Source organism: Streptomyces sp. NPDC051183 (assembly GCF_040682455.1).
Lineage (GTDB): Bacteria > Actinomycetota > Actinomycetes > Streptomycetales > Streptomycetaceae > Streptomyces.
In genome coordinates, this window is the sequence record NZ_JBFBBA010000014.1 from 65,147 (window position 1) to 91,027 (window position 25,881).

Sequence of the window (25,881 nt, forward strand, 5' to 3'; positions counted from 1 at the left end):
CTTTCCTTGCCTGGGGCTCCGAATCCGCCACCGGCCTCAGCCGTCCCGGTACTTGGGTTCGGGCGGCCCGCTCACACCGGGCAGCACGGGCTTGAGGTGGGTTTCGTAGGCCTTCATCCACGGGCTCTGCTGGCCGCCCGCGCGGTAGTTCTCCAGCACCTTGTTGACGCGGCGCACCAGATCGCCGGCGTCCTTCTTCATGGCCACCCCGTAGAACTCCTTGGTGAACGGGGAGCCCACCAGCCGGATCGAGGGGTCCTGCGCGGCCTGGCCGGCCGCGAGCGCGTTGTCCGTGATGATCCCGTCGACCTCGCCCAGCTGCAGCCGGACCAGGCAGTCCAGCTGGTTGGGCACGCTGACGGACACCGAGCCGTACGACTCGGACCTGAGGGCGGCCTCGGCGGTCGAACCGGCCGCGGTGCAGATCCTGCGGCCCTTCAGGGAGGCGTCGTAGCCGGTGATCGCCGAGTCCTTGGGGGCGAGCACCTGCTGCCCGGCCTCGAAGTACGCCGTCGAGAAGGCGACGTCCTCCAGCCGCTTGCAGTTGATCGTCATGGTCCGCACGACCACGTCGACGCGGCCCTCCTGGAGCGCGGGGATGCGCTGGCTGGTGGGGATGGCCCGGTAGATGACCGCGTTCTCGTCGCCCAGGATGTCCTTGGCTATGGCCTTGACCAGGGCGATGTCGAAACCGTCGAGGCGGCCGTCGACCGGGTTGCGGTAACCCCACTTGAAGCTGTTCTGGTCCACGCCCGCGACGAGCTTGCCCGCGGCGCGGATCCGCTCGATGGTGGGCCCGTCCACCCCGGACGGCCGCAGGCTCGCGTCCGGGTCCTGGCAGGTGTCGTCGGGTGCCCAGGGGGCGGCCGGGGCCGCCGCGCCGACGCCCGGACCGCGGACCGCCGACGGGCGGCCGGTCTCGGGCGCCGCCTGGGCCAGCGGCAGCAGGACGGCCGCCGCCGTCACCGCGCAGGCGGCGGCCATCGCACTCACCCCGCCCCAGCCGCGCAGCCGGCCCGCGAGCCGCCGCACGCCGGACACCGCGGCCCGCGGCCCGGCGTGGCCCTCGTCCTCGTGCCTCACGCGTCCGTGCATCGCTCTCACCTGTACTCCGAAAGCCTGCGTCCGATGCCGAGCACGGCCGCCCCCGCGGCGACGACCGCCAGGGCCGCCGAGCCCGTCATGAGACCGCCCAGCGCTCCGAGCCCGCTGCGGGCCGACCGCGTGAACTCCGCCTGTTCGTGGGCCACGGCCTGCTCCAGGGAGGCGTCCACGGTGTCGAACGCGGCCCCGCTGCTGTCCTTGTGGTCCTTGTCCCCGATGACCTGGGGCAGTGCCGCCTGGTAGTCGCCCCGCAGGTCCGTCTCCCGGGCCACCGCGTGCCGCTGCTTCCACTCCTTCACGCCGTCCGCGGCGCCCGCGACGGGGCTGCGGCCCTCGGCGTCGTCGGCCAGTGCCAGCGCCGTCGCGAGCCCGGCGTCCAGGTCCTTCATGTTGTTCGTGAAGTCCACGTCGTACTTGTCGGACTTGTTGTCCGCGGCCAGTACGGCGCCCCGCGCGATCAGCGTCAGGTTCTCGTTGGCCCGCGCCTGGAGCGAGGCGATGCGCGCGTCGTTGAGCACCTTCAGCGACTCCTGCCCGTCGGTGCGGGCCTGGCTCAGCTCCGCCCGGGCGACCGTGTGCCCCACGGCCAGCCACAGCAGCACCACCACCGAGGCGGCCGTCGCGGCGACCAGCCCGTGGTTGAAGACCCGGTTGGTGCGGCGGTAGTTGCGCCGCTGCGCCCACACCAGCAGGGCGAGCGCGAGCAGCCCCGTACCGAGCGAGAACAGGGGGAGCGAGCGGGCGTCGTCGTAGTCGTCGTAGAGCCGGCCGGTCTCCGCCTCGTAGAGCCGCTGCGCCGCGGGCAGCAGCTGGGTGCTCATCTGCTCGTTCGCGTACCGGAGGTAGGCGCCGCCCAGCGGCAGGCCCTGCTTGTTGGTGGCCCGCGCCTGCTCGATCAGGCCGGTGTAGCGGGGCAGCTGCTCGCTCAGCAGCGTGATCTGCTTGCGGGAGTCCTCGCCGGCCCCGGTGTTGGCGGCGGCGCTCACCAGCAGCCGCGAGACGTTGGCTATGTCCTTCTCGTACCGGCCGCGGACCTCGCGGGGCTCGTCGGAGCCCGCGAGGAACCCGCTGGAGGAGGCCGTGTCGGCGTCCGCGAGGGAGCGGTAGATGTTCGCCGCGTCCGCGCTCAGCGGCTGGCTGCGGCCCACCACGCCCTCGGCCGCCGCGACCCGGTCGGAGATCTCCCAGACGGCGACGGACCCGAAGAGCAGGACCAGCGCGGCCAGGGCCGCGCCGATGATCCGCAGCCGTCCGGGCTCGGTCGTCGCGGCCGCGCGCAGCCGCTCCACGCCCTCCGCCCAGGCGGTGACCCGCCCCGGCGGCGCGTCGGGCGGCCCGTCGGGCGGCACGGCGAGGCCGCCCCCCGGCGCGGGCGCGCGTGATGTGACAGCCACCGTGACCTCCCCCTCGGTCCTCATTGCACCGCAGCAGTATGGCCGTACGGACGGTCCGCCACACCACCAGGTGCGGATCCACGCGGGGCGGCCCCCCGCCACCCCCTTCACCGTCAATACGTCCCTACGGCCGCCACGGTTCCAGACCGCAGGCCCTACGGGGCGGGTTCACCCGAAATGGGCACGGAGTTTTCCGTAGGCCTCGGGCGCGGACCCCAGCGCGTCCAGCCCCAGCAGCCCGGCGCCCAGCACCGGCGGAGCCGTCACCACCGACACCCGGGCGTGCGGGGCCCGTTCGGCCAGCAGCTCCTCGATCCGCCCGTTCAGCAGCGGATGCCGGGCCGCGAGCACCCCGCCGCCCAGCAGGACGGGCGTCGCCTCGCCCAGCAGGCCGAGCCGCTCCAGTGCCACCACCGCCAGCGCGACCACCTCCTCGGCCTGGCGGTCCACGAGCGCCGCGGCCACCGGATCGCCCGCCGCGGCCACCGCGAACAGCACCGGCACCAGTTCGAGCAGACGCCGCTGCGCGAGCGAGCCCAGGTGCAGCGCCTCGATCAGCTCGTACATGGAGCCCAGCCCGAAGTGTCCGGGCAGCGCTGCCGCCAGGGCGGTCGGGCCGCCCCGGCCGTCCTCGGCGCGCGCCGCCCACCACAGGGCCTCCCCGGCCAGGCCGCCCCCGCCGCCCCAGTCGCCGGAGATCTGGCCGAGCGCCGGGAAGCGGGCCGTGGTTCCGTCGGGCAGCATGCCCACGCAGTTGATGCCGGCCCCGCACACCACCGCCACCCCGCTCGGCCCGCGGCCCACGGACCCGGAGCCGGAGCCGGAGCCGGCCCCGGACCCCGACCCGGCCCCGGGCGGGGTTCCGGTTGCGGTTCCGGAACCCGCCTCGGTCAGCCCGGCCCGCAGGATCGCGAAGGTGTCGTTGCGCACCTCGGTGGCCGGGGCCCAGCCGCGCCCGCCGATGGCCTCCGCGAGCTGCCGCTCCTCCACCGGCAGGTCGGCGTTGGCCAGGCACGCCGACACCCGGTCGGCGTACGGGGCCCCGGGCGCGAGCGGGGGCAGCCCGGCCGCCCCCACCGCCTCCGCGACGGCCAGGCCGAGCACGTCCACGGCCGCCCCGACGCCGACCCGGGGCGGCTGGAAGCCCCCGGAGCGCCCGGTGCCGAGGACCGTGCCGTCCGCGGCGATCAGCGCCACGTCCGTCTTGCTGTTGCCCGCGTCGACCGCGAGAACGGCAGGCCGGCTCATGCCCATGCCAGGTGCTCCTTGTTGTGCGCCAGGAGCCGGTCGGTCAGCCCCTCGGCGAGGTCGAACTGCCCCACCAGCGGGTGCGCCAGCAGTGCCCTGAAGACCCGCTCGCGGCCGCCGCGCACGGCGGCGTCCAGTGCGAGGTCCTCGTACGCCGTGACGTGCGAGATCAGTCCGGAGTACAGGGGGTCCAGCCGGGGCGCGGCCAGCGGGACGGGCCCGGACCGGTCCACCCGGGCCTGCACCTCGACGACCGCGTCGTCCGGCAGGAAGGGCAGGGTCCCGTTGTTGAGGGTGTTGACCACCTGCACCGAGGGCCCGCCGTCGCCCAGCAGCGCCGCCGCCAGGTCCACGGCCGCCTCCGAGTAGAAGGCCCCGCCGCGCTTGGCGAGCAGCTCGGGCTTCTCGTCGAGCGCGGGGTCCCCGTACAGGCCGAGGAGTTCGCGCTCCATGGCCGCGACCTCGGCGGCCCGGGAGGGCTTGGTGCCGAGCTCCCGGACGACCTCGTCGTGCGCGTAGAAGTACCGCAGGTAGTACGAGGGCACCACGCCGAGCCGGTCGAGCACGGCCCGCGGCAGGCGCAGGTCCCCGGCGATCGAGTCGCCGTGCGCGGCGAGCAGGCCGGGCAGCAGGTTCTCGCCCTCCGGGCCGCCCTTGCGGACGCCCAGCTCCCAGGTGAGGTGGTTGAGTCCCACGTGGTCGAGGTGGATGTCGGCCGGCGTCAGGTCGAGCATCTTCGCGAACCTGCGCTGGAAGCCGATGGCCACGTTGCACAGCCCGACGGCCTTGTGGCCGGCCCGCAGCAGGGCGCGGGTGACGATGCCGACCGGGTTGGTGAAGTCGATGATCCAGGCGTCCGGGTTGGCGCGCCGGACCCGCTCGGCGATGTCCAGGACGACCGGGACGGTGCGCAGCGCCTTGGCGAGGCCGCCGGCGCCGGTGGTCTCCTGGCCGACGCAGCCGCACTCCAGCGGCCAGGTCTCGTCCTGGAGCCGGGCGGCCTGTCCGCCGATGCGCAGCTGGATCAGCACCGCGTCGGCGTCCGCGACGCCCGCGTCGAGGTCGGAGGTGGCGGTGACGCGGCCGGGATGGCCCTGCTTGGCGAAGATCCGCCGGGCGAGGCCGCCGATGAGCTCGAGGCGCTCGGCGGCCGGGTCGATCAGGACCAGCTCGCCGATCGGCAGGGTGTCGCGCAGCCGCGCGAAGCCGTCGATCAGTTCGGGGGTGTAGGTGGAACCGCCGCCCACCACTGCGAGTTTCAACGTCGTCAGCCTTTCACTCCGGTCAGGGTGACTCCCTCGACGAACGCCTTCTGGGCGAAGAAGAAGAGGACGATCACCGGCGCCATGACCAGCACGGTTGCTGCCATGGTCAGGTTCCAGTTGGTGTGGTGGGCTCCCTTGAAGGATTCGAGGCCGTAGCTGAGCGTCCAGGCGGCCGGGTTGTCGGAGGCGTAGATCTGCGGGCCGAAGTAGTCGTTCCAGGCGGCGAAGAACTGGAACAGCGCGACGGCGGCGAGCCCGGGCCTGGCCATCGGCAGGACGACGCGCAGCAGGGTGCGGACCTCGCCGCAGCCGTCGACCTTGGCGGCGTCCAGGTACTCGTCGGGGATGGTCAGCAGGAACTGGCGGAGCAGGAAGATGGAGAACGCGTCGCCGAAGGCCATCGGGATGATCAGCGGCCAGAGAGTGCCGGACAGGTCCAGCTGCTTGGCCCAGAACAGGTACATCGGGATGACGATCACCTGGGGCGGCAGCATCATCATGGCGATCACCAGCAGCAGCGAGAGCCGCCGCCCGCGGAAGCGGAACTTGGCCAGCGCGTAGGCGACGGGCACCGAGGAGACCACGGTCAGCAGCGTGCCCAGCCCCGCGTACAGCAGGGTGTTGCGCCACCAGGTCAGGAAGCCGGGGGTGTCCCACACCTTGGCGTAGTTGCCCCACTCCCAGGTGCGCGGCCACAGGTCGCGGGTCAGCGCCTGCTGGTCGCTCATCACGGAGGTGAGGAAGAGGAAGAGGAACGGAAGTAGGAAGAAGAGGGCCGCCGCGATGCCGAGGGAGTGCACGGCGATCCAGTGCAGGACGTCCTTGCGGCGGGCGGTGCGGGCCGCCCGTGCGGGGTCCGAGGGGCCGGAGGATCCCCGGCCGCGCCGGGCCTGCCGGCCGCGTGCCGTGCGGTCGGAGCGTTCGATCACCTGGGTCATGGCGTTCAGTCACCTGCTTCGATCAGTCCACCGCGGCGGCGCATGAGCAGTGCGGTGCAGGCCATGGAGAGGGCGAACAGCACCAGGGCCACGACACACGCGGTGCCGTAGTCGAAGCGCTGGAAGCCGACGTTGTAGATGACCTGGGGCAGGGTCAGCGTGGACTTGTCCGGGTAGCCGGGCTCGAACTGCTGGCCCGAGCCGCCGATCACGCCCGCGGCGACCTTTCCCGCCACCAGCGGCTGGGTGTAGTACTGCATGGCCTGGATGACCCCGGTGACCACCGCGAACAGGATGATCGGGGAGATGTTCGGCAGGGTGATGTGGCGGAAGCGCTGGAGCGCCCCGGCCCCGTCGAGCTCGGCGGCCTCGTACTGCTCCTTCGGTACGTCGAGCAGCGCGGCCATGAAGATGACCATGAGGTCGCCCACTCCCCACAACGCGAGGGCGGTGAGGGCCGGCTTGGACCAGTCGGCGTCCGTGAACCAGCCCGGCGCGGGCAGTCCGACCCCGTCCAGCAGGGTGTTGACCGGGCCGGTACCGGGGTTGAGGAGGAAGACGAAGGCCAGGGTCGCGGCCACCGGCGGGGCGAGGTAGGGCAGGTAGAACAGGGTGCGGAAGACCCCCGCGCCCGTCTTGATCCTGGTGATCAGCAGGCCGATGCCGAGGCCGAAGACGACCCGGCAGGCGACCATCACCACGACCAGCCACAGGGTGTTGCGCATGGCCGGCCAGAACAGCGGATAGTCGCCGAAGACGTACGACCAGTTGTCCAGGCCGTTGAAGGCGGGCGGGCGGAAGCCGTCGTACTTGGTGAAGGAGAAGTACACGGTGGAGAGGAGCGGGTAGGCGAAGAAGACGCCGAACCCGATCAGCCAGGGCGACATGAAGGCCGCCGTCCGCAGCGCGGACCTGCGGCGCTTGGAGCGCAGCGGGTCCGCGCCGCTCGTGCGGGGAGGTGTGAGCGTGCCGGTCATCGGGTTACTTCGCCTTCGCGATGTCCGTGTCGATCTGCTGGTCGGTCTTGGCGAGTCCGGCCGGGATGTCCGCGACGTCGCCCTTCTCGACCGCGTACGCGAAGTCCGTGAAGGTCAGCTGGTAGGTGCCGCCGTCGGCCTGGGCCGGGGTGGTGGTCGACTTCGGGTGCCTGGCGATGTCGAGGAAGGTCTTGAACTCCGGGGTCACCTGGAGCTTGGGGGATTCGAGCGCGGCCAGCGTCGAGGGCACGTTGTGGATGGCGTTGGCGAAGTCCACGACCGCGTCGGTGTCGGTGGTCATGTACTTGACCAGCTCCCAGGCCGCGTTCTGCTTCTTGCTGCCGGAGGCGATCCCCATGATGGTGCCGGACAGGTAGCCCTTGCCGTAGTCGGCGAGCTGGTCGTCGGGCACGGGCAGCGGCGCCGTGCCGATCTCGAACTTGACGCCGGCCTCCTTCGCCATCGGCGCCCGCCACTCGCCGTCGATCTGCATCGCGACCAGGCCCTGGTGGAAGGGGTGTTCGGCGCTCCACTCGTCGCCGAAGGTGGTGCGGAACTTCTCCAGCTTCTCGTAGCCGCCGAGTTTGGCGACGAGGTCCTTCTGCGCCGTCAGCATCTTCGCGAAGGCCGGGTCCTTGGCCAGGTTCGACTTGCCGTCGGCGCCGAAGTACGTCGGGCCCCACTGCGCGGCCAGCCGCATCGGGGTGGTCTCGTAGCCGTGGTAGGTGGGCATCAGGCCGAGCCGTTCGTAGCCGTCCCCGCGGGCCACCGTCAGCTTCTGCGCGACCTCGACGAACTGGCTCCAGGTCTTGGGCGCTTCGGCGATGCCGGCGGCGGCGAAGGCGGTCTTGTTGTAGACGAGGCCGTACGCGTCGTTGAGCAGCGGAAGCGTGCACTGGTTGCCGTTGAACTGGGTGTACTGGAGCAGGGTCCGGGGGAAGACCTTCTCCTTGTCGATCCCGGACTTCTTGAGGAAGGGGTTCAAGTCTGCGAAGGCGCCGGTGTTGCAGAACTTGCCGACGCTGTCGGTGGTGAAGGAGGACACCACGTCGGGGGCCTTGTCCCCGCCCGCGCGCAGGGACTGGTTGATCTTGTCGTCGGTCATGTTGCCGGTGACGTTGACCTTGATGTTCGGGTGGGCCTTCTCGAACCGCGCGATGTTGTCCTCGATGGCCTTCGCCTCGCTGGGGGCGGACCAGCCGTGCCAGAAGTTGAGGGTGACTTCCTTGCTCGGGTCGTCGGCGGCTTCGTTCCCGCTCTGGCCCGCACAGGCGGTGGCGAGTACGGATATCGCCGCGAGGGCAGTGGCTGCGGTGGTCAGGCGGCGCGTTCTGGGCATGGCGGTGTCACTCTCTGCGCGGGAGGTCTTTCCGGAAGGGGGCGGTGCAGGAGAACGGACGGACGAGTGGAACGGGGGTGCAGTGCGGTGCGGCGGTGCGGCGGTGGTGCGGTTCAGCGGCGCGAGGTGTCGAAGACCTCGTCGCGGGTGGCGGCGAGGGCGCTCTCCAGCGCCCCGCGCAGCACGGGCCGTTCCCGTACTTCGCCGGCCACCAGGTGCGGCTGGGAGGGGGCGAGGTCGGCGAGCTCGGCCTCGATCAGCTCGCGCAGCGGATCCCCGCCGGCGTCGGTCACCGCGCCGGAGAGGACGACGATCTCCGGGTCCAGTACGGCGACCACTGCGGCGAGGCCCGTCGCGAGCGCGGTGGCGTACGACTGGAGCAGGCGCAGGTTGGCCCCTTCGGGCGCGGTGGCGGCCCGGGACAGGATGGCCACGGCCTGTGCCACCTCGGCCCCCGACACGGGCCCGTGCACGGCTCCGTGCTCGGCGCCGGATCCGGCTCCGGACGCGGGCACCTGGGGCGCCTCGACCCCGAGTGCGGCCGCGAGCCCGGGCAGCGCCTCCCCGCCCGCCAGCGCCTGGTACCCGCCGCCGTTCTCCCGTACCACCTGCCGGACCAGGGGGTGGCCCGGCACCGGCAGGAAGCCGACCTCGCCCGCGCCGCCGGTCCAGCCGCGGTGCAGCCGGCCGCCGATCACGAGGGCGGCGCCGAGGCCCTCCTCGTTCCACAGCAGGACGAAGTCCTCGTGGCCGCGGGCGGCGCCGAGCCGCTGCTCGGCGACGGCGGCGAGGTTCACGTCGTTCTCGTACTCCACCGGCATCGGCAGGGCCGCCGCCAGCTCGTCGAGGAGGGTGGGGGACTGCCAGCCGACGAGGTGGTCGGCGTAGCGCAGCACTCCGGTGCGGGGGTCGAAGGAGCCGGGGGTGGCGATGACCACCCGGTGGATGTCGGTGAGGAGCATCCCCGCGTCCTTGACGGCTTCGCCGAGGGCCCGGCTGACCTGCTCGACCGCGCCGGTGCCCTTGGCGTACGGGAGTTCGTGGCTGCCGACGACCTCGCCGGTGAGGTCGGCGACGGCGGCGAGGATCCGGCCGGGGGTGACGTCGAGGGCGGCGACGTGGGCGGCGCGCGCGTTGACCGAGTAGAGCTGGGCGTTGGGGCCGGGGCGGCCCGCGGCGGTGCCGGTGGCGATGACCAGCCCGGCGGCCTCCAGCCGGCTCAGCAACTGGGAGGCGGTGGGCTTGGAGAGGCCGGTGAGCCTGCCGATGCGGGTGCGGGACAGGGGGCCGTGCGTCAGCAACAGGTCCAGGGCGGCCCGGTCGTTCATGACGCGCAGCAGGCTCGGCGTGCCGGGGGTGGTTCCGGGGGTGGTGCCTGGCATGGGGCGTCTCTCTCCCTCTTCGGCGGCGCGTCGCCGTCAGAAACTGTTAGGTAAGTTTCCTATCGCTGTTTGATCCGTGTCAATGGAACTGCGCAAACACCGGTGCCCCCGCAGGAGAACCTGTGGGGGCACCGGGTTGGACGGTGGTGGTGGTGACCGCGGGAGCGGCGGCTGCGGCGGGGCGGCGCCGACCGCCGCTACTTGGAGATGCGCGGCCCCGCGGCAGCCGGCGGCGGGATCTGCGCCGCCGGGATCGGGGTGGCGGCGAGGGACTGCGGGGAGGACGGGTTCGCCAGCGCCGACGGCGGGGCGACGGCGGCCGCGGGGTCGGCCGGGGCCGCGTCCTCGGCCTCGTCGACGGCCGGCGCACCGCCGATGATGCGGATGCCCGCGGCGTCGAACGCCTCCTTGATGCGCCAGCGCAGCTCCCGCTCCACGGCGAACTGCTGGCCCGGCATCGTCTTCGCCGACACCTTCACGGTCATCGAGGCCAGCAGCACCTCGTCCAGGCCCAGTACCTCCACCGGGCCCCACAGGCGCTCGTCCCAAGGGGACTCCTTGGCCAGGCCGTCGGCGACCTCCTGGACCACCTCGCGGATGTGGGCCAGGCTCTCGGTCGGCTTGACCTGCACGGCCACGCCCGCGGTGGCCCAGCCCTGGCTCAGGTTGCCGATGCGCTTGATCTCGCCGTTGCGGACGTACCAGATCTCGCCGTTGTCCCCGCGCAGCTTGGTGACGCGCAGGCCCACCTCGACGACCTCGCCCGAGGCCACCCCGGCGTCGATCTTGTCGCCGACGCCGTACTGGTCCTCAAGGATCATGAACACGCCGGAGAGGAAGTCCGTGACCAGGTTCCGGGCGCCGAAACCGATCGCCACACCGGCCACACCGGCGCTCGCGAGCAGCGGACCGAGGTTGATGTCGAGCGCACCGAGCACCATCAGGCCGGCCGTGCCGAGGATCAGGAACGAGGCCACCGAGCGCAGGACGGAGCCGATCGCCTCGGAACGCTGGCGCCGCCGCTCGGCATTGACCAGCAGTCCGCCCAGCGCCGTGCCCTCGACGGCCTCCGCGCTGCGGTTCATCCGCGTTATCAGCTTGGTCAGCGACTTGCGGACCACCGACCGCAGCGCGGCCGCGATCACGACGATCAGCAGGATCCGCAGGCCGAGGTACAGCCATCCGGCCCAGTTCTCCTCGATGAAACTGGCGGCGTTGGTGACGTTCTGGTGCGTCTCTCTCAGTGTGTCGGTCGCGTCCGGGGTGTCGGCTGCGAGGGGAAGCAGTGCGGCAGGCCAGGGCACGGCTGGTACCTCCAGATGTAGCGTCCTGCCCGCGGAAGGGGTGTACGGGCAGAGCATCCACACTAACGGGGCATCGCCCCGACTCCGTTGCCGTGCTCGGCGAGGGACCGGAGCCGCCCGGGGCTGCGGCCGCCCCATGATCCGGGTGTGGTTGAAAACACCTCGGACCCGTTACGGGCGCGTGGTGGCGCTTCGACCTGCCGTAAGGAGAGACTGGAGAGCAGATCGTCCCGGCGCGAGCCACGCGCCGCCGGCGTACAAGGAGGCAGTCCGTGCCGCACGTCCTGGTCCTCAACGCGTCGTACGAGCCCCTCGGCGTCGTACCGCTCCGCCGCGCGCTCGTCCTCGTCCTGGAGAACAAAGCGGTCTCCCTGGAGGAATCGGGCGCCTTTCTGCACAGTGCGACGAGAGCCGTCCCCGCGCCCAGCGTGGTCCGGCTCAAGCGCTTTGTGCGGGTCCCCTATCGGGGGCCCGTTCCGCTCACCCGGCGCGCCCTGTTCGCGCGCGACGGAGGCCGCTGCATGTACTGCGGCGCCGTCGCCACCAGCGTCGACCACGTCATCCCCCGCAGCAGGGGCGGGCAGCACGTGTGGGACAACGTCGTCGCCGCGTGCCGCCGCTGCAACCACGTCAAGGCCGACCGGCACCTGCTGGAGCTGGGCTGGCGGCTGCGCCACCAGCCGGCCCCGCCGTCCGGACTGGCCTGGCGGATCATCGGCACGGGCCACCGGGACCCCCGGTGGATGCCGTACCTCCAGCCGTACGGCGCCGAGGACGCCCTCGACCGCATCGGAGTCGCCGCCTCCTGACCGCCCGCCTGCCCGCCCGTGCGGCCCGGGCCGGCCTACGGAACGACCGCGCGGGCCTCGGCCGCAAACAGGCTGCAGCCGAAGCGGGTCGCCCGTACGTCGCAGGTCACGCGGACGAAGCGGGTCCCCGGGGCGTCCAGCCGTACGGAGTCCACACCGCCCCGGGACGCCACCGAGGCCGCCGGGAGCCAGGCCACGCCGTCCGCGGAGGTCTCGACCCGGTACGCGGAAGGGTACGCCTCCTGCCAGTGCAGGGTCAGCAGGCCGAGCCGCGCCGGGGCCGGGAGCTCGGCCTGCCACCACGCGCCGTCCACCGGCGGCGAGGACCAGCGGGTGGCGGCGGAGCCGTCCAGCGCCGCCGAGGCGGGGAACTGCGGCGCCTCGTCCGCCGAGGAGGAGGCGCGGGCCGAGAGCAGCAGGTCCGGCCCGCCCGTACGGGGAACCGCCCGGACGGTCAGTGTCCGGGACTCGCCCGCGAAGGTCACCGCGACCCGGTAGCTGCCCGGCGGGGTCGAGGCCGGGACCGTGACCTCCACCGGGATGGACACCTGCGTGCCGCGCGGAGCCTTCGCCTCCGCCGGGAGGCGCACCTCGATGCCCGGCGGCGGCGCCGCCGAGAGCGGGCCGCGTACCTCGCCGGGGCGCAGCGGCGCGAGTTGCGCCGTGAGCCGCTGCGGGGCCCCGCCGATCTCCGCGTCGGCGGCGTCCGCCAGTTCGAAGCGGGCCTCCGGGCCGTCCGCGAACCACGGCACCACCCGGTGCACGGCCGGCGCCGGTCCCGTCCAGGCCAGCCGGACCGCATCCGCCCGCAGCCCGCCCGTGTCCGCCTGGGTCCACCCCGAGGCCGCCGCCCCGGCGACCTCGCGCCAGCCCTCGCCGGGCACGTGCGCCTCCACCCTCGCCCGGGTGCCGGGCGGGAGCGGGTCCGTCATCACCGTGACGGCCGACACCGGGCGCACCGCGTCCAGCCGCACCGTCCACGCGTCCGGCTCACGGTCCACCGTGCCGGCCGGGCGGGCGGCGCCGGTCCAGGCGTCCGCCGCCTCCGCGGCCTTGGCGAGGAAGGGCTCCAGCACCGCGCCGTCCACCCGTACGTCGCCCGGCTGCGCCAGGTCCCTGCGGGCCTCCGTCAGGGCCTGCGCGGACCGCCAGGCGGCCGCGCCGTCCCCGCGGGCCTGGGCCTGAAGGACGTCCAGGGCCAGTTCCCCGGCCGCCCCGTAGCGCGACAGCCGCGACAGCCACGGCCCTGCCTCCCCGGACAGCGCCGGCAGCCGCTCCGGGGCCTCGCGCAGCACCCGCAGCGCGGCCCGCAGCCGCTCGCCCGCCGCCGGGTCCCCGGCGGAGCGGGCCTGCCAGAACTCCTCGACCAGCGGGCGCAGGTACGCCGACTCCGGCTGGGCCAGGCCCGAGGACGCCGTGTTCCCGGCCAGCGCGGCCAGCGCCCTGCGGGCCCGCGGATCGGGCCCCGCGAGCTCGGCCACCGCCGCCGACCACGATTCGCCGGCCCGGTAACCGCGCGGGTTCCAGGCGAAGTCGGCCGCCGTGAACAGCGGGATGCGCGAGAGCGTCCCCTGCGGCATCGCGTTGGCCAGCACGGCCGCCGAGCCGCTCGCGACCGCCGGGTCCCGTCCGGCGTACGGGCCGAGGAAGATCCGGCCCGGGTCCCAGTCGTTGACCGGGTAGTTGTCCATGGTGACCAGCGGATGCCCCAGCGCCGAGCGCGCCCCGGACAGTTCCTTCCCGGTGATCGTGCGCGGCAGTACGCCGACCCCCGTCCAGGCCACCTCCACGCGCCCGGCCAGCGCGGCCGCGAGCGCCGTCCGGTAGGCCGTCGCGCCCTCCTGGTAGTACTCCGTGGGCAGCAGCGACAGGGCCGGCGCCTCCGGGTGGCGGTCCGCGAGGTGCGCCGCCAGCTCGCCCGCCACCTCCGCGTGGGCCTTCGCGGCGGCCGCCGGGCCCTTCCCGTAGCGCTCCCGGTCGGCCCGGCAGCCCCACTCCGTGTAGCTGATGTCCTGGAACTGGACCTGGAACGCCCGGAATCCGAGCTCCCACATGGCGTCCAGCTTGCGGGCGAGCGCCGCCCGGTCGGCGTCCGAGGACAGGCACATCGACTGCCCGGGGGTCACCGCCCAGGCCAGCACCACCCGGTTGGCCCTGGCCCGCTCGGCCAGTTCCCGGAACTCCTCCTGCCGCTCCCGCGGGTACTCCTCGCGCCAGTCCACGGTGCGGTACGCGTCGTCACCGGGCGCGAGGAGCAGCCGGTTCTGCTTGGTGCGGCCCATGAACTCCACCTGCGCGAGCCGCTGCTCCCGCGTCCAGGGAGTGCCGTAGAACCCCTCGGTGATCCCGCGCACGGGCGCCGTCGGCCAGTCCCGCACCAGTACGCCGGGCACCTTGGCGGGGCCCGGCGCCAGCAGGGCGCGCAGCGTCTGCGCCGCGTGGAAGAGGCCGTCCTCGCCCATACCGGCCAGCGCGACCGTGTCCCGGCCGCCGGAGCGCCCCACGGCCAGCCGGTAGCCGCCGTCCGGCAGGTCTCCCGCTCCGGCCGCGCCCAGGGACCGCAGCGCGGCCTCCGCGTCCGGCCCCTGGAGCCGTACGACGGTGCCCCGTTCGGGCAGCGGCGCCCCGGGGGCCCGCTCGTGCAGGGTCCGTACGCCCGCTCCGCGCAGGGCGTCCCGCACCACCCGGGCCGCGTACGGGTCGGTGTCCGGCGGCAGCACGAGCACGGCTTCGGCGCCCAGCGCCACCTCGCGCGCCGGGTCGGCGGTCATCGACTGCGGCCGGGGCCACACGGCCGGGCCCTCGGCGGGGGCTCGCACCACATCGGAGCCGGGGTCGAGCACGGGTCCGGGCACCGCGCCGGCGGCGGTGTCCGCGCGGGGCACGGCCGGTGCGGTGGGCAGCGCGGAGGCCCCGGGCGGGCCCGCGGACGTCGCGCCGCCCAGCAGCGTCCCGATGACCGCCACGGCCGCTGCCGTGGTCCGCTTCCCGCCCCTGAGCTGCACGGAGCCTCCCCGTCCCGAGTCGTCCCCTGCTCGTACGAATGAGCCCGAGCCCACCATCCGTGCGGGCGGGGTGTCAACGCGGGTGGGTGATCTGACCTGGATACGTCAGGAATGCGGTGCGGCCGACTGGGTATGGCTGCGGTGTTCTCCGGCGTTGTTCCATGGTTCTGACTGTTCCTCACGCACAAAGGAGTGCCGACCGTGAACACCGCTGCCCACGCCGGACAGATCGCCGGACAGCCCGCCGCAGAGACCACCGACCCGACCCGCCGCCCCCTGCTCGCCCACCTGCCCGCGCAGGCCGGGCCGGACGGGGGACCCCTCACCAGCGAGCCCCCGCTCGCGGGCTCCGCGCACGCGCCGCTGACCAGTGAGCCCCCGCTCGCCGACGAGGCGCCGCTGACGAGCGAGCCGACCACATCCGCCGCGGCCGCCGCGGCGGGAGACTAGACAGGGATTCGACACATGGACGACCTCGCCCGGCTCGCGGCCCTGTACGGCGTCGCCACCACCTACCAGCCCGCCGAGGACGTCACGGTCCAGGTCCCGCAAGCCACCGTGCGATCGGTGCTGGGCACGCTCGGGGTGTCCACCGAGACCCCCGAGTCCATCCGGGCGTGGGCCGACATCGGTGAACGGGGCGCGGCCGAGCGGCTGTTGCCGCCCGTGCTGGTCTGGTGGGCCGGGTCGGGGCCGCCCGTGGAGCTGGCCGCGCTGCCGCCCGGGACGCGGACCCGGCTGGAGCTGGAGGGCGAGGAGCCGGGCGGCCGGCCGCCCGGCGGGGTGCCCCCGCACGGCGTGCACCGGGTCCATGTCGAGGCCCCCGACGGGCGCACCGCGACGGCCGCCCTGATCGTGGCCCCGGACCGGGCGCCCGCCGCGCCCGAGCGGGAGCACGGGCTGCTCGTCCAGCTGTACTCGCTGCTCTCCGAGCACTCCTGGGGCATGGGCGACCTCGGGGACCTGGCGGCGCTCGCGCGCTGGGCGGGGCGCACCCACGGCGCCGGGTTCATCCAGGTCAACCCGCTGCACGCGGCCGTACCCGGGACTCCGACCGACCCGTCCCCCTACCGGCCCTCCTCCCGCCGGTTCCCCGACCCGGTGCACCTGCGGATCGAGGACGTCCCCGAGCAGGCCCGGTGCCCCGAGCGGACGGCCCTCGACGAACTTGCCGCCAAGGGAGGCGAGTTGCGCCGCGAGGTGCTGGAGAAGGGCGCCCTGATCGACCGGGACGCGGTGTGGGCCCTGAAGCGGGCCGCCCTGGAGCTGCTGTACGCCGTGCCGCGCACCGCGGAACGCGAGGCGTCCTACCGGGAGTTCCGCGCGGCGCAGGGGCCCGCGCTCGACAAGCACGCCGCCTGGTGCGCGGCCGCGGCCGGGGAGGATCCGCGGGAGCGGCTCGACTTCCACCGCTGGCTGGTCTGGCTGACCGACACCCAGCTCGCCGCCGCCCAACGGGCCGCCCGGGAGGCGGGCATGGCCGTGGGGATCGTGCACGACCTGGCCGTCGGGGTGCACCCGGAGGGTTCGGACGCGCGCACCGGCTCCTGCCACGCCCGCGAGGTGTCGGTCGGCGCCCCGCCGGACGCCTTCAACGCGCGCGGCCAGGACTGGGGGCTGCCGCCGTGGCGTCCCGACGCGCTCGCCGAGTCCGGGTACGCGCCCTTCCGGGAGCTGCTGCGCGGGGTGTTCCGGTACGCGGGCGCCGTGCGCATCGACCACGTCATGGGGCTGTTCCGGCTCTGGTGGATCCCGCAGGGGGCCCCGCCCGCCGAAGGCGCGTACGTCTCGTACGACGGCGAGGCCATGCTGGCCGTCCTCGTCCTGGAGGCGCACCGGGCCGGGGCGCTGGTCATCGGCGAGGACCTCGGGACGGTGCAGCCGGGGGTCCGTCAGGCCCTGGCCCGGCGCGGGGTGCTCGGCACTTCCGTGCTGTGGTTCGAGCGGGACTGGACGGGCGACGGAGACCCGCTGGAGCCCGGGGCCTGGCGGGCCGACTGCCTGGCCACCGTCACCACCCACGACCTGCCGCCCACGGCCGCCAAGCTCGCGGGCGCCCATGTGGAACTGCGCGACCGGCTCGGCCTGCTGACCCGCCCGGTGGAACGGGAGCGGGCCGACGACGCCGCGGACACCGCCCGGTGGCTCGAGGTGCTGGAGGACCTCGGCCTGGACGCCAAGGGCGAGGAGGCCGCCGTACGGGCCCTGTACGGGTTCCTGCTGCGCACCCCGGCCCGGCTGGTCGGCGTGTGGCTGCCCGATGCGGTGGGCGACCGGCGGCCGCAGAACCTGCCGGGGACCTGGGACCAGTACCCCAACTGGCGGCTGCCGCTCGCCGACGGGGAGGGCCGGCCGCTGACCTTGGAGGCGCTGGCCTCCTCGCCCCGGGCGAACGCCCTGCTGGGCGCGGTGCGGGAGGGGGCGCAGACCCGTACGGCACCCCCGGGCGCGCGCCCCCTTTAGGCGTTCGCTACGTTTGCACCGTGGACAAGAAGAACGCTCTGCGCGCCGGCGCCGTCACGGCCGGAACGACGCTGATGATGCTGCTGATGACGTCTCCCGCCCTGGCGCTGACCCGCGACGACGGCGACGACCCGGGCCCGGGCCTGAGCATTGGCGAGACGCTCGGCCTGTACGTGGCCGCGCCGATCGTGCTGTTCCTGGTCATCGCGGGTCTCGTGATGGTCGGCGACCAGTCGCGAAAGCAGCAGAAGGACAGCTGACCCGACGGGTCCGCTCCCTCTGAACTGAATACTTCCGGGGCGCCGGGGGTCCGCACGCCGATGTGAATCGGCCGTGTGCGGCCTCCGGCGCCCTGTCGCGTCCTCAGACCCCGGCCAGCAGCTTGCGGAGCAGGCCGGTGAACACTTCCACCTCCGCCTCGCTCAGACCGGCCAGCGAGGCGCGCTGCACCTCCAGGCCGGCGGAGACGGCCTCGTCGATGAGGGCGAGCCCGCGGTCTGTGATGGTCACCTGGAGTCCGCGCCGGTCGTGCGGATCGGGCTTGCGGCAGAGCAGCCCGGCCTTCTCCAGCTTGTCCAGACGCCCCGTCATGCCACCCGTGGTGAGCATCAGAGTGGCCGACAGCTGGCGCGGCGAGAGCGTGTAGGGGGCGCCGGAGCGGCGCAGGGTGGCCACGACGTCGAACTCCCCGCGCGAGATCCCGAAGCCCGAGTAGGTCCGTTCCATGGCATCACCCATGGCCTTGGCGATCCGGTAGATCCGCCCGAAGACGGCCATGGGGGCTGTGTCCAGGTCGGGGCGCACCGCGTGCCACTGGGCGGTGATCGCGTCGACTGCGTCCTGCTGGTCCTTCATGGGTGGAGTATCCGGTTTCCGCTCGGTCGTTCGCAAGAAAGTAGCTTGACGAAAAGTAGCTTAGCGCTAAGCTACTTCCAAGCAAGCAATCACGGGCCATCGATCGTGGGGGGACACCATGAAGACCGGTACACCGGTGAAGGAAGCACGGGTCGCGGGGGAGCGCTCGCTGCTTGTGGGCATCGGGATCAGCTCGGTCGGGATCGGCATGTACGTCCCGTTCTCGCTCGTCTTCTTCCACCACGTCACCGGCCTCTCCTTCACCCTCGTCGGCCTGGTCCTGACCGTCACCGGCGTCGCCGGCCTGGCCTTCATGCCGCTGGCCGGCTCGGCCGTCGACCGGTTCGGCGCCAAGAAGGTCAACCTGGTGCTCTACGCGGTACGGGCGCTCGGCTTCGCCCTGTACCCCTTCGCCGGCTCGCTCCCCGCCTTCGCGGCGGTCGCCCTCGTCACCGCCCTCGCGGACCGCTCCTTCTCCGTCGTCCAGCAGTCGCTGATCGGCGAGGTGGCGCGCGGCGCCGCCCGCGACCGGCTCCAGGCCTCCATCCGGGCCCTGCAGAACGCCGGGATGGGCGCGGGCGCCCTGCTCGTCTCCGGAGTGCTGGGCCTGTGGGGAGCCGGCGGGTTCACGTACACCGCCTGGGGCAACTCCCTGGCCTTCGCCCTCGCCGGACTGCTCGTCAGCCGGGTCCGCCCGGTCCGTGACGCCGCCACCGCCACCGCGGGGCGGGCGGCCGCCGGCTACCGGATGGTCCTGCGGGACCGGCCCTTCCTCGGCCTGACCGCCGCCAACTTCCTCACCGCGCTCGGCTACTCGGCCCTGTCCGTCCTCTTCCCGCTCTACCTCTCCACCTGGCTGACGGCCCCCGACTCCCTCACCGGAGCCGCCTTCACCGTCAACACCGTCCTGTGCGCCGGGGTCGGCGTGCTGATCGCGGGCCGGGTCCGCCGCTCCGGCGCCCGTCGCACCCGCTCGGCCGCCCTGGGCGCCCTGCTCTTCGCCGCCGCCTTCGTCGGCCAGATCGTGCTCGGCACGCTGCGCCCCGGCCAGACCGCGACCCTGGTCGCCCTGCTCGCCATCGTCGTCGTCTACACCCTCGGCGAGCTGGTCCACAGCCCCTCCGGCGGCGCCCTGTCGGTCTCGGCCGCCCCCGAAGCCGTCCGCGGCCGCTACCTGGCCACCTACCAGCTGTCCTACTCGCTGGCCACCGCGCTCGCCCCCTCCCTGTTCACCGCCCTGCTCGCCGTCGACGGCCGGCTGCCCTGGGCCGTCCTCGCCGTCGCCGCGCTGGGCGCCGCTCTGGCGCTGGTCCGGCTGGAGCGGCACCTGCCCGCCGAGGCCGTGCACGCCGAGGCCCTGTCCGCCGAGGCCGCGCCCGCCGAGCCGCCGGCCGGCGCCCCGCGGCCGCCGGTGCCCGCCTCCGCCTGAGCCACCTCCGCCTGAGCCACCTCCGCCTCAGCCCGCCACCGCCCGAGCCGCCGTCCGCTCCCGCTGCCCTCACCCGCCCGAGGAGTCAACCGCCATGAAGCGCTTCGCCACCGTCGCAGTGACCGCCCTCGCCCCCGTCTCCTGGGGCTCCACGTACGCCGTCGCCTCCGAACTGCTGCCGCCCGACCGGCCGCTGTTCACCGGCGTGATGCGGGCCCTGCCCGCCGGGCTGCTGCTCGTGGCCCTCTCCCGCACCCTGCCCAAGGGCGAGTGGTGGTGGAAGTCCGCCGTCCTGGGCGGGCTCAACATCGGCGCCTTCTTCCCGCTGCTCTTCCTCTCCGCCTACCGGCTGCCCGGCGGCGTCGCGGCCGTGCTCGGCTCCGCCGGGCCGCTGTTCGTCGTGGGGCTCGCCGCCCTCGTCCTGGGCGAGCGGGCGCGGCTGCGGACCGTGCTCGCCGCCGTCGTGGGGGCCTTCGGGGTCAGCATGGTCGTCCTGACCGCCGAGGCGGAGCTCGACCTCGTCGGCATCGTCGCGGGCGTCGTCTCCTCCGCCTCCATGGCCGCCGGAACCGTCATGACCAAGCGCTGGGGGCGGCCCGAAGGGGTCGGGCCGCTGGCCATGACCGGCTGGCAGCTCACCGCGGGCGGGCTGATCATCATCCCGATCGCCGCGATCGTCGAAGGGGCCCCGCCCGCACTCGACGGCAGGGCCTTCCTCGGCTACGGCTACATGATGCTGATCAACACCGGTATCGCGTACTGGCTCTGGTTCCGCGGCATCGGCCGGCTCACCGCCACCTCGGTCACCCTGCTCGGCCCGCTCTCCCCGCTGACCGCCGCCGCCATCGGCTGGGCGGCCCTGGGCCAGGCGCTCACGCCGGTGCAGGTGACGGGCATGGCGATCGCCTTCGGCGCCACCGTCGCGGGCCAGCTGACGATCGGTGCGCCCCGGCCGCCGAAGACCGAATCGTTCAGTTCTCCTGAAAAGAATGATCGAAACATTTCGATGGACCTGACGGATGGGCCGGTGGGACGGTAGAGCCTCGACCGACACACCGGACTCCGAGGGGGAGACACACAGTGGCCGTCATGGACCGCGTCCGCACCGCTTCGCAAGGCAAGCCCACCGCCCGGGGCACGGGGAAGAAGGGGGCCGCCGGAGTCGGCGTGCTCCTGGCCCTGCTCGCGACGGTCGTCTGGTCCGGCAGCTTCGTCGCCACCCGGGGGATGGCCGACACCGTCCCGCCCGTCCAGGCCGTGTTCTGGCGCTGGATCATCGCCACCCTCGCCGTCGCCCCCTTCGCCGCCCGGCAGGCCTGGCAGCAGCGGGACCTGATCCGGCGGCACTTCGGATTCATCGCCCTCGCCACGCTGTTCGGCGTCGCCCTCTACAACACGCTGGTCCACCAGGCCGGTCTGACCACCTCCGCCTCCAACATGGGCATGATCATGGCCGCCTCGCCGGTCCTCATGGCCCTGTACGCCCGCCTCGGCGGCGAACGGCTCGGCGCCCGGCGCACCTTCGGGCTCGCCCTCGCCGCCCTCGGCGTGCTGCTGCTGGTCGGGGACGGCTCGCTCGGCTTCGACTTCGGCGCCGGCGACCTGTGGATGTTCGGCGCCGCGCTGTCGTTCGCCACGTACAGCGCCCTGCTCAAGCGCAAGCCCGCCGAACTGGGCGGCCTGGCCTTCCTGATCACCACCTTCCTCCTCGGCGCGCTGATGCTCGCCCCCGCGTACGCCGTGTCCGTCACCGTCCAGGGCGGCTTCGAGGTCACCGCGGGCACCGTCGGACCGCTGCTCTACGTCGGGGTCTTCTCCTCCGCCGTCGCCTTCTTCGCCTGGAACAAGGCCGTCTCGGTCATCGGCGCCGCCCGCGCAGGGGTCGTCTACTACCTCCAGCCGGTCTGCGTCGCGGGCCTCGGCCTCCTGCTCATCGGCGAGCGGACCGGCCCGGCGCAACTGCTGTGCATGGCGCTGATCCTGGGCGGCGTGGGACTCGGTGCCCGGCGGTAGGTTCGGGCCCATGACCGAGTGGGACATCAAGAAGCTGCGGATCCTGCGGACCCTCGCCGAGCGGGGGACCGTGACCGCGACGGCCGAGGCGCTGCACATGACGCCCTCGGCCGTTTCACAGCAGCTGACCAACCTCGGCCGGCTGCTGGGGGTGCCGCTGCTGGAGGCACAGGGGCGCCGGGTCCGGCTCACGGACGCCGCCCACCTGGTCCTGCGGCACGCGGAGGCGGTGTTCGCGCAGCTGGAGCGGGCCGACGCGGAGCTCGCCGGGTACCTCGCCGGGGAGGCGGGGGAGGTGCGCGTCGGGGCCTTCTCCACCGCGGTGCCGGCCCTGGTGGTCCCCGCCGTGGCCGAGCTGCGGCGCACCCACCCCCGGGTGGAGGTACGGGTACGGGAGACCGAGGCCGCGGAATCGTACGAGCTGCTCTCCGCCGGGGGCGTGGACCTCGCGCTGTCCCTGGCGGCGCACGCGCCGACCGCGCGGGACGCGCGGTTCACCCGGGTCACGCTGCTGGAGGACCCGCTGGACGTGGCCCTGCCGCCGGGCCACCCGCTGGCGGCCGCGCCGGACCTGCGGCTGGCGGACCTGTCGGGCGACCCGTGGATCTACGGCGGCAGCGGCCCCTGGTCGGAGATCGCGGTGGGTGCGTGCGAGGCGGCGGGCTTCGTCCCCGAGCAGGCGCACTCGGCGTCCGGCTGGACCGCGATCCTGGCCATGGTCGAGGCGGGCATGGGCGTGGCGCTGGTCCCGCGCATGGTGTCGAGCCGGGCATCGGGCGTGGCGGTCCGGGTCCTCACCCACGACCGCCCGACGCGGCACGTCATCGCAGCGGTCCGCCGCGGCTCCGAATCCGCCCCGGCGGTGGCCCATGCCCTCGCGGCCCTGAGCACGGTCGCGGCCCGGACGTAGCCGCTGCGCGGGCTTCCCGCGGGCTCCGCCCGGACCCGCGCCTCGATCGCCGGCGGGGCTGAAATTGCGCTTCGCGCAATCCATCCCGCCGAAACGCGGCATCAGCCGAGATCCAGCCCCGCCATGGGGCCCGGGCGGGGGGTGCACCCCCCGCCCGGGGGTGGTGCGTCAGACCCGAGCGGCAGCGGCATCGGCCGCCTGGGCCTTCAGCGCCCGCTCGACGCCCGCGCGGGACTCCGACACCAGCCGCCGCAGCGCCGCGTTCGGCTCGGCCGAGGCCAGCCACGCGTCCGTCGCCGCCAGGGTCTCCTCGGACACCGCCAGGGAGGGGTACAGGCCCACCGCGATCTGCTGTGCGATCTCGTGGCTCCGGCTGTCCCAGACCCCCTTGACCGCCGCGAAGTACTTCTCCGCGTACGGCGCGAGCAGCTCGCGCTGGTCGGTCTGCACGAAGCCGCCGATCACCGCCTCCTGCACCGCGTTCGGCAGCGAGTCGCTCTCGACGACCGAGGCCCACGCGGCCGCCTTGGCCTCCGCCGTCGGCAGCGCGGCCCGCGCGGTCGCGGCGTGGCGCTCGCCCGCCGCCGTCGCGTCCCGCTCCAGCTCGGCCGCGATGGCCGCCTCGCCGCTGACGCCCGTCGCCGCGAGGCGCTCCAGGAACGCCCACCGCAGCTCGGTGTCGACGGCCAGGCCCTCGATCTCCACGGACCCGTCGAGCAGACCCGACAGGTACGCCAGCTGCTCCTCGGTACGGGCCGTCGCCGCGAACGCGCGGGCCCAGGCCAGCTGGTGGTCGCTGCCCGGGGCGGCCGCGCGCAGGTGCTCCAGGGTGGCCCCGGTCCAGGTGGCCAGCCCCTGCTCCCGCCACGCCGGGTCGGCGTACAGGTCGACGGCCAGCTTCACCTGGCGGTGCAGCGACTGGACGACGCCGATGTCCGACTCCTTGCCGATGCCCGACAGCACCAGCGCGAGGTAGTCGCGGGTGGCCAGCTCCCCGTCGCGGGTCATGTCCCACGCCGAGGCCCAGCACAGCGCCCGCGGCAGCGACTCGGTGAAGTCGCCCAGGTGCGCGGTGACCGTGGCGAGGGACTCCTCGTCGAGGCGGACCTTCGCGTACGACAGGTCGTCGTCGTTCAGCAGCACGACCGCCGCGCGCGGCCGGCCGACGAGCGCGTCCACCGGGGTCAGCTCGCCGTCGATGTCCAGCTCGACGCGGTCCGTACGCACCAGCCGGCCGTCCTGGAGGTCGTACAGGCCGACCGCGATGCGGTGCGGGCGCAGCGTGGACTCGCCCTTGGCGCCCGCGGGCAGCGCCGGCGCCTCCTGGCGGACGGCGAAGGCGGTGACGACACCGTCCTCGTCCGTGGTGATCTCCGGGCGCAGGATGTTGATCCCCGCCGTCTCCAGCCACGCCTTCGACCAGGCGGTCAGGTCGCGGCCCGAGGTCTCCTCAAGGGCGCCGAGCAGGTCGGACAGGCGCGTGTTCCCGAAGGCGTGCGCCTTGAAGTACGCCTGCACGCCCTTGAAGAAGGCGTCCTGACCGACGTACGCGACGAGCTGCTTGAGCACCGAGGCGCCCTTGGCGTACGTGATCCCGTCGAAGTTGACGAGGACGTCGTCCAGGTCGCGGATGTCGGCCATGATCGGGTGCGTGGACGGCAGCTGGTCCTGCCGGTACGCCCAGGTCTTCATGGAGTTCGCGAAGGTCGTCCACGCGTGCGGCCACTTCGAGCCCTCGGCGTACGCCTGGCAGGCGATCGAGGTGTAGGTGGCGAACGACTCGTTCAGCCACAGGTCGTTCCACCACTCCATGGTGACCAGGTCGCCGAACCACATGTGCGCGAGCTCGTGGAGGATGGTCTCCGCGCGCACCTCGTACGCCGCGTCCGTCACCTTCGAGCGGAAGACGTACTGGTCGCGGATGGTGACCGCGCCGGCGTTCTCCATCGCGCCCGCGTTGAACTCCGGGACGAAGAGCTGGTCGTACTTGGCGAACGGGTAGTCGTAGGCGAACTTCTCCTGGAACCAGTCGAAGCCCTGCCGGGTCACGTCGAAGATCGCGTCCGCGTCGAGGAACTCGGCGAGCGAGGGCCGGCAGTAGATGCCGAGCGGCACGGACTGCCCGTCCGGGCCCTCGTAGGAGCTGTGCACCGCGTGGTACGGGCCCACGATCAGGGCCGTGATGTACGAGGAGATCCGCGGGGTCGGCTCGAAGGCCCACACCCGGTCCTTCGGCTCGGCCCCCTGGGAAGTGTCACGTGGCGAGTTCGAGATGACCGTCCAGCCCTCGGGGGCCGTCACGGTGAACCGGAAGGTCGCCTTCAGGTCGGGCTGCTCGAAGCTGGCGAAGACCCGCCGGGCGTCCGGCACCTCGAACTGGGTGTACAGGTACGCCTGCTGGTCCACCGGGTCGACGAAGCGGTGCAGGCCCTCGCCGGTGTTGGTGTAGGCGCAGTCCGCGACGACACGGAGCTCGTTGGCCCCGGCCGCGAGGTGCTTCAGCGCGATGCGCGAGTCCCGGAACACGGCGGCGACGTCGAGCGCCTTGCCGTTCAGGACCACCTCGTGGACGGCCGGCGCGACCAGGTCGATGAAGGTCTCGGCGCCGGCCTCGGCCGAGTCGAAGCGCACGGTGGTCTCGGACCGGTAGGTCCCGCCCTCCTGTGCCCCACTGAGATCGAGCTCGATCTCGTAGGAGTCGACGGTGAGCAGCTTCGCCCGCTGCTGCGCTTCTTCACGGGTCAGGTTCGTGCCAGGCACGCGTTCATCTCCTTTGATGGTGACGTTGCCCCGCCATCCTTCCACGCGGTCGGCGCCACCGCGCCGGAGTCATCCAGGGGCGAACGCGACGTCCGATTCCTGCCAGACCTGCCGGGCCCCGGACCCGCACCCTGGAGCCATGACCACCGTGACCAGGCACACCGTGCTCCCCATCGCCCCCGATGCCCTCGCCGCACTGCGGGTCCGTGACGACGCCGGGCGCAGCTGCGTCCCGTACACCGACGACGAGGGCGGCGCGCCGCTCAGGTGCTGCCTGCGGCCCAGCGCGGCGGGCGAGCGGATCGCGCTCATCTCCTACGCACCGCTGCGGCGCTGGGCCGCCGCGACCGGCGCGGAGCCGGGGGCGTACGACGAGCAGGGGCCCGTGTTCGTGCACGCCGAGGACTGCGGCGGACCTGCCGCCGGCGGCGCGTACCCCTTCGTCCGGCCCGGCGTGCAGCGCGCCGCCCGGCGGTACAGCGCCCGCGGGCACATCCTCGGCGGCCGCGTCCTCGGCTTCGCCGCGGACACCGAGGCCGATGCCGAGCTCGGACGCGCCCTGGACGAGGCCTTCGCCGATCCGGAGGTCGCCCTCGTGCACGTCCGGGCCGTCGAGTTCGGCTGTTTCCTCTACGAGGTCCGCCGCGGCTGAGGCGGCCGGCACGACCGAGGGGCGGCGCCGTGAC

Annotated in this window: 21 protein-coding genes; 9 read left to right on the forward strand and 12 right to left on the reverse strand. The window is 73.7% G+C overall.

What is annotated here, in order from left to right; translation table 11 throughout:
- Positions 1-36: 36 nt before the first annotated feature.
- The 9 genes from AB0M99_RS14930 to AB0M99_RS14970 form a co-directional block, all read right to left on the reverse strand.
- The gene (locus AB0M99_RS14930; protein WP_365920446.1) at positions 37-984 is read right to left on the reverse strand and encodes a glutamate ABC transporter substrate-binding protein; all 948 of its coding nucleotides are present in this window, start codon (positions 982-984) and stop codon (positions 37-39) included.
- A 116-nt stretch (positions 985-1,100) separates the two neighbouring features.
- A complete protein-coding gene (locus AB0M99_RS14935) occupies positions 1,101-2,498 on the reverse strand; it encodes a hypothetical protein (protein ID WP_365920267.1) in 1,398 nt (465 codons plus the stop codon).
- A 168-nt stretch (positions 2,499-2,666) separates the two neighbouring features.
- Positions 2,667-3,752, reverse strand: a complete 1,086-nt coding sequence (locus tag AB0M99_RS14940; RefSeq protein ID WP_365920269.1) for a BadF/BadG/BcrA/BcrD ATPase family protein — start codon at positions 3,750-3,752, stop codon at positions 2,667-2,669.
- Positions 3,743-5,008: a 6-phospho-beta-glucosidase gene (locus tag AB0M99_RS14945; RefSeq protein WP_365920271.1), complete on the reverse strand. Its 1,266-nt coding sequence runs from the start codon at positions 5,006-5,008 to the stop codon at positions 3,743-3,745. Before AB0M99_RS14945 ends, AB0M99_RS14940 begins: the two co-directional genes overlap by 10 nt.
- Before the next feature lie 5 nt (positions 5,009-5,013).
- The gene (locus AB0M99_RS14950) at positions 5,014-5,949 is read right to left on the reverse strand and encodes a carbohydrate ABC transporter permease (RefSeq protein WP_365920273.1); all 936 of its coding nucleotides are present in this window, start codon (positions 5,947-5,949) and stop codon (positions 5,014-5,016) included.
- Positions 5,950-5,954: 5 nt separating this feature from the next.
- The gene (locus AB0M99_RS14955; protein WP_365920275.1) at positions 5,955-6,926 is read right to left on the reverse strand and encodes a sugar ABC transporter permease; all 972 of its coding nucleotides are present in this window, start codon (positions 6,924-6,926) and stop codon (positions 5,955-5,957) included.
- A 4-nt stretch (positions 6,927-6,930) separates the two neighbouring features.
- Complete coding sequence (locus tag AB0M99_RS14960; RefSeq protein ID WP_365920277.1) at positions 6,931-8,265, reverse strand: extracellular solute-binding protein; 1,335 nt, start codon at positions 8,263-8,265, stop codon at positions 6,931-6,933.
- Between the two features lie 113 nt (positions 8,266-8,378).
- Positions 8,379-9,647, reverse strand: coding sequence for an ROK family transcriptional regulator (locus tag AB0M99_RS14965; RefSeq protein WP_365920279.1), 1,269 nt, complete (start codon positions 9,645-9,647; stop codon positions 8,379-8,381).
- Positions 9,648-9,844: 197 nt separating this feature from the next.
- Positions 9,845-10,951 (reverse strand): mechanosensitive ion channel family protein, encoded by a 1,107-nt coding sequence (locus tag AB0M99_RS14970; RefSeq protein WP_365920281.1) that lies wholly within the window; start codon positions 10,949-10,951, stop codon positions 9,845-9,847.
- Between the two features lie 272 nt (positions 10,952-11,223).
- Between AB0M99_RS14970 and AB0M99_RS14975 the strand changes: the two genes are divergently transcribed.
- Entirely contained in the window at positions 11,224-11,760 is a 537-nt protein-coding gene (locus tag AB0M99_RS14975) for an HNH endonuclease (RefSeq protein WP_365920283.1), read from the forward strand.
- Positions 11,761-11,795: 35 nt separating this feature from the next.
- On the opposite strand, the gene AB0M99_RS14980 is transcribed toward AB0M99_RS14975, so the two are convergent.
- The gene (locus tag AB0M99_RS14980) at positions 11,796-14,765 is read right to left on the reverse strand and encodes a beta-N-acetylglucosaminidase domain-containing protein (RefSeq protein WP_365920285.1); all 2,970 of its coding nucleotides are present in this window, start codon (positions 14,763-14,765) and stop codon (positions 11,796-11,798) included.
- Positions 14,766-14,966: 201 nt separating this feature from the next.
- On the opposite strand from AB0M99_RS14980, the gene AB0M99_RS14985 reads away from it, so the two are divergent.
- Genes AB0M99_RS14985 through AB0M99_RS14995 form a run of 3 tightly spaced genes read left to right on the forward strand, consistent with a single transcriptional unit; the run spans position 14,967 to position 17,488 of the window.
- Complete coding sequence (locus AB0M99_RS14985; protein ID WP_365920287.1) at positions 14,967-15,215, forward strand: hypothetical protein; 249 nt, start codon at positions 14,967-14,969, stop codon at positions 15,213-15,215.
- 15 nt (positions 15,216-15,230) lie between these two features.
- Positions 15,231-17,228, forward strand: a complete 1,998-nt coding sequence (locus AB0M99_RS14990) for a 4-alpha-glucanotransferase (RefSeq protein ID WP_365920290.1) — start codon at positions 15,231-15,233, stop codon at positions 17,226-17,228.
- Between the two features lie 20 nt (positions 17,229-17,248).
- A complete protein-coding gene (locus AB0M99_RS14995) occupies positions 17,249-17,488 on the forward strand; it encodes a hypothetical protein (protein WP_365920292.1) in 240 nt (79 codons plus the stop codon).
- A 103-nt stretch (positions 17,489-17,591) separates the two neighbouring features.
- Here AB0M99_RS14995 and AB0M99_RS15000 read toward each other — a convergent pair whose 3' ends face one another.
- Positions 17,592-18,083 carry a MarR family transcriptional regulator gene (locus AB0M99_RS15000; RefSeq protein ID WP_365920294.1) on the reverse strand — a complete coding sequence of 164 codons (492 nt, stop codon included), beginning with the start codon at positions 18,081-18,083 and terminating at the stop codon, positions 17,592-17,594.
- A 118-nt stretch (positions 18,084-18,201) separates the two neighbouring features.
- Here AB0M99_RS15000 and AB0M99_RS15005 point away from each other — a divergent pair, with 118 nt between their 5' ends.
- The 4 genes from AB0M99_RS15005 to AB0M99_RS15020 all read left to right on the forward strand — a co-directional run bounded on the left by AB0M99_RS15005 (position 18,202) and on the right by AB0M99_RS15020 (position 22,435).
- Positions 18,202-19,512, forward strand: a complete 1,311-nt coding sequence (locus AB0M99_RS15005) for an MFS transporter (protein ID WP_365920296.1) — start codon at positions 18,202-18,204, stop codon at positions 19,510-19,512.
- A 94-nt stretch (positions 19,513-19,606) separates the two neighbouring features.
- On the forward strand, positions 19,607-20,551 hold the full coding sequence (locus tag AB0M99_RS15010) for an EamA family transporter (protein ID WP_365920298.1): 945 nt from the start codon (positions 19,607-19,609) through the stop codon (positions 20,549-20,551).
- 41 nt (positions 20,552-20,592) lie between these two features.
- The gene (locus tag AB0M99_RS15015; protein ID WP_365920300.1) at positions 20,593-21,525 is read left to right on the forward strand and encodes a DMT family transporter; all 933 of its coding nucleotides are present in this window, start codon (positions 20,593-20,595) and stop codon (positions 21,523-21,525) included.
- A gap of 10 nt (positions 21,526-21,535) precedes the next feature.
- Positions 21,536-22,435, forward strand: a complete 900-nt coding sequence (locus AB0M99_RS15020; RefSeq protein ID WP_365920302.1) for a LysR family transcriptional regulator — start codon at positions 21,536-21,538, stop codon at positions 22,433-22,435.
- Positions 22,436-22,603: 168 nt separating this feature from the next.
- Here AB0M99_RS15020 and pepN read toward each other — a convergent pair whose 3' ends face one another.
- Complete coding sequence (gene pepN, locus AB0M99_RS15025; protein WP_365920304.1) at positions 22,604-25,195, reverse strand: aminopeptidase N; 2,592 nt, start codon at positions 25,193-25,195, stop codon at positions 22,604-22,606.
- A 139-nt stretch (positions 25,196-25,334) separates the two neighbouring features.
- Here pepN and AB0M99_RS15030 point away from each other — a divergent pair, with 139 nt between their 5' ends.
- Complete coding sequence (locus AB0M99_RS15030) at positions 25,335-25,847, forward strand: DUF1203 domain-containing protein (RefSeq protein ID WP_365920306.1); 513 nt, start codon at positions 25,335-25,337, stop codon at positions 25,845-25,847.
- The last annotated feature ends 34 nt before the right edge of the window (positions 25,848-25,881 follow it).

Excerpts from the sequence above, each read along its gene's own strand:
- AB0M99_RS14930 (WP_365920446.1), bottom strand. The coding sequence starts at position 984 with ATGGCCGCCGCCTGCGCGGTGACGGCGGCGGCCGTCCTGCTGCCGCTG.
- AB0M99_RS14940 (WP_365920269.1), bottom strand. The coding sequence starts at position 3,752 with ATGGGCATGAGCCGGCCTGCCGTTCTCGCGGTCGACGCGGGCAACAGC.
- AB0M99_RS14950 (WP_365920273.1), bottom strand. The coding sequence starts at position 5,949 with ATGACCCAGGTGATCGAACGCTCCGACCGCACGGCACGCGGCCGGCAG.
- AB0M99_RS14955 (WP_365920275.1), bottom strand. The coding sequence starts at position 6,926 with ATGACCGGCACGCTCACACCTCCCCGCACGAGCGGCGCGGACCCGCTG.
- AB0M99_RS14960 (WP_365920277.1), bottom strand. The coding sequence starts at position 8,265 with ATGCCCAGAACGCGCCGCCTGACCACCGCAGCCACTGCCCTCGCGGCG.
- AB0M99_RS14965 (WP_365920279.1), bottom strand. The coding sequence starts at position 9,647 with ATGCCAGGCACCACCCCCGGAACCACCCCCGGCACGCCGAGCCTGCTG.
- AB0M99_RS14990 (WP_365920290.1), top strand. The coding sequence starts at position 15,231 with ATGGACGACCTCGCCCGGCTCGCGGCCCTGTACGGCGTCGCCACCACC.
- AB0M99_RS15000 (WP_365920294.1), bottom strand. The coding sequence starts at position 18,083 with ATGAAGGACCAGCAGGACGCAGTCGACGCGATCACCGCCCAGTGGCAC.
- AB0M99_RS15005 (WP_365920296.1), top strand. The coding sequence starts at position 18,202 with ATGAAGACCGGTACACCGGTGAAGGAAGCACGGGTCGCGGGGGAGCGC.
- AB0M99_RS15010 (WP_365920298.1), top strand. The coding sequence starts at position 19,607 with ATGAAGCGCTTCGCCACCGTCGCAGTGACCGCCCTCGCCCCCGTCTCC.
- AB0M99_RS15020 (WP_365920302.1), top strand. The coding sequence starts at position 21,536 with ATGACCGAGTGGGACATCAAGAAGCTGCGGATCCTGCGGACCCTCGCC.
- AB0M99_RS15030 (WP_365920306.1), top strand. The coding sequence starts at position 25,335 with ATGACCACCGTGACCAGGCACACCGTGCTCCCCATCGCCCCCGATGCC.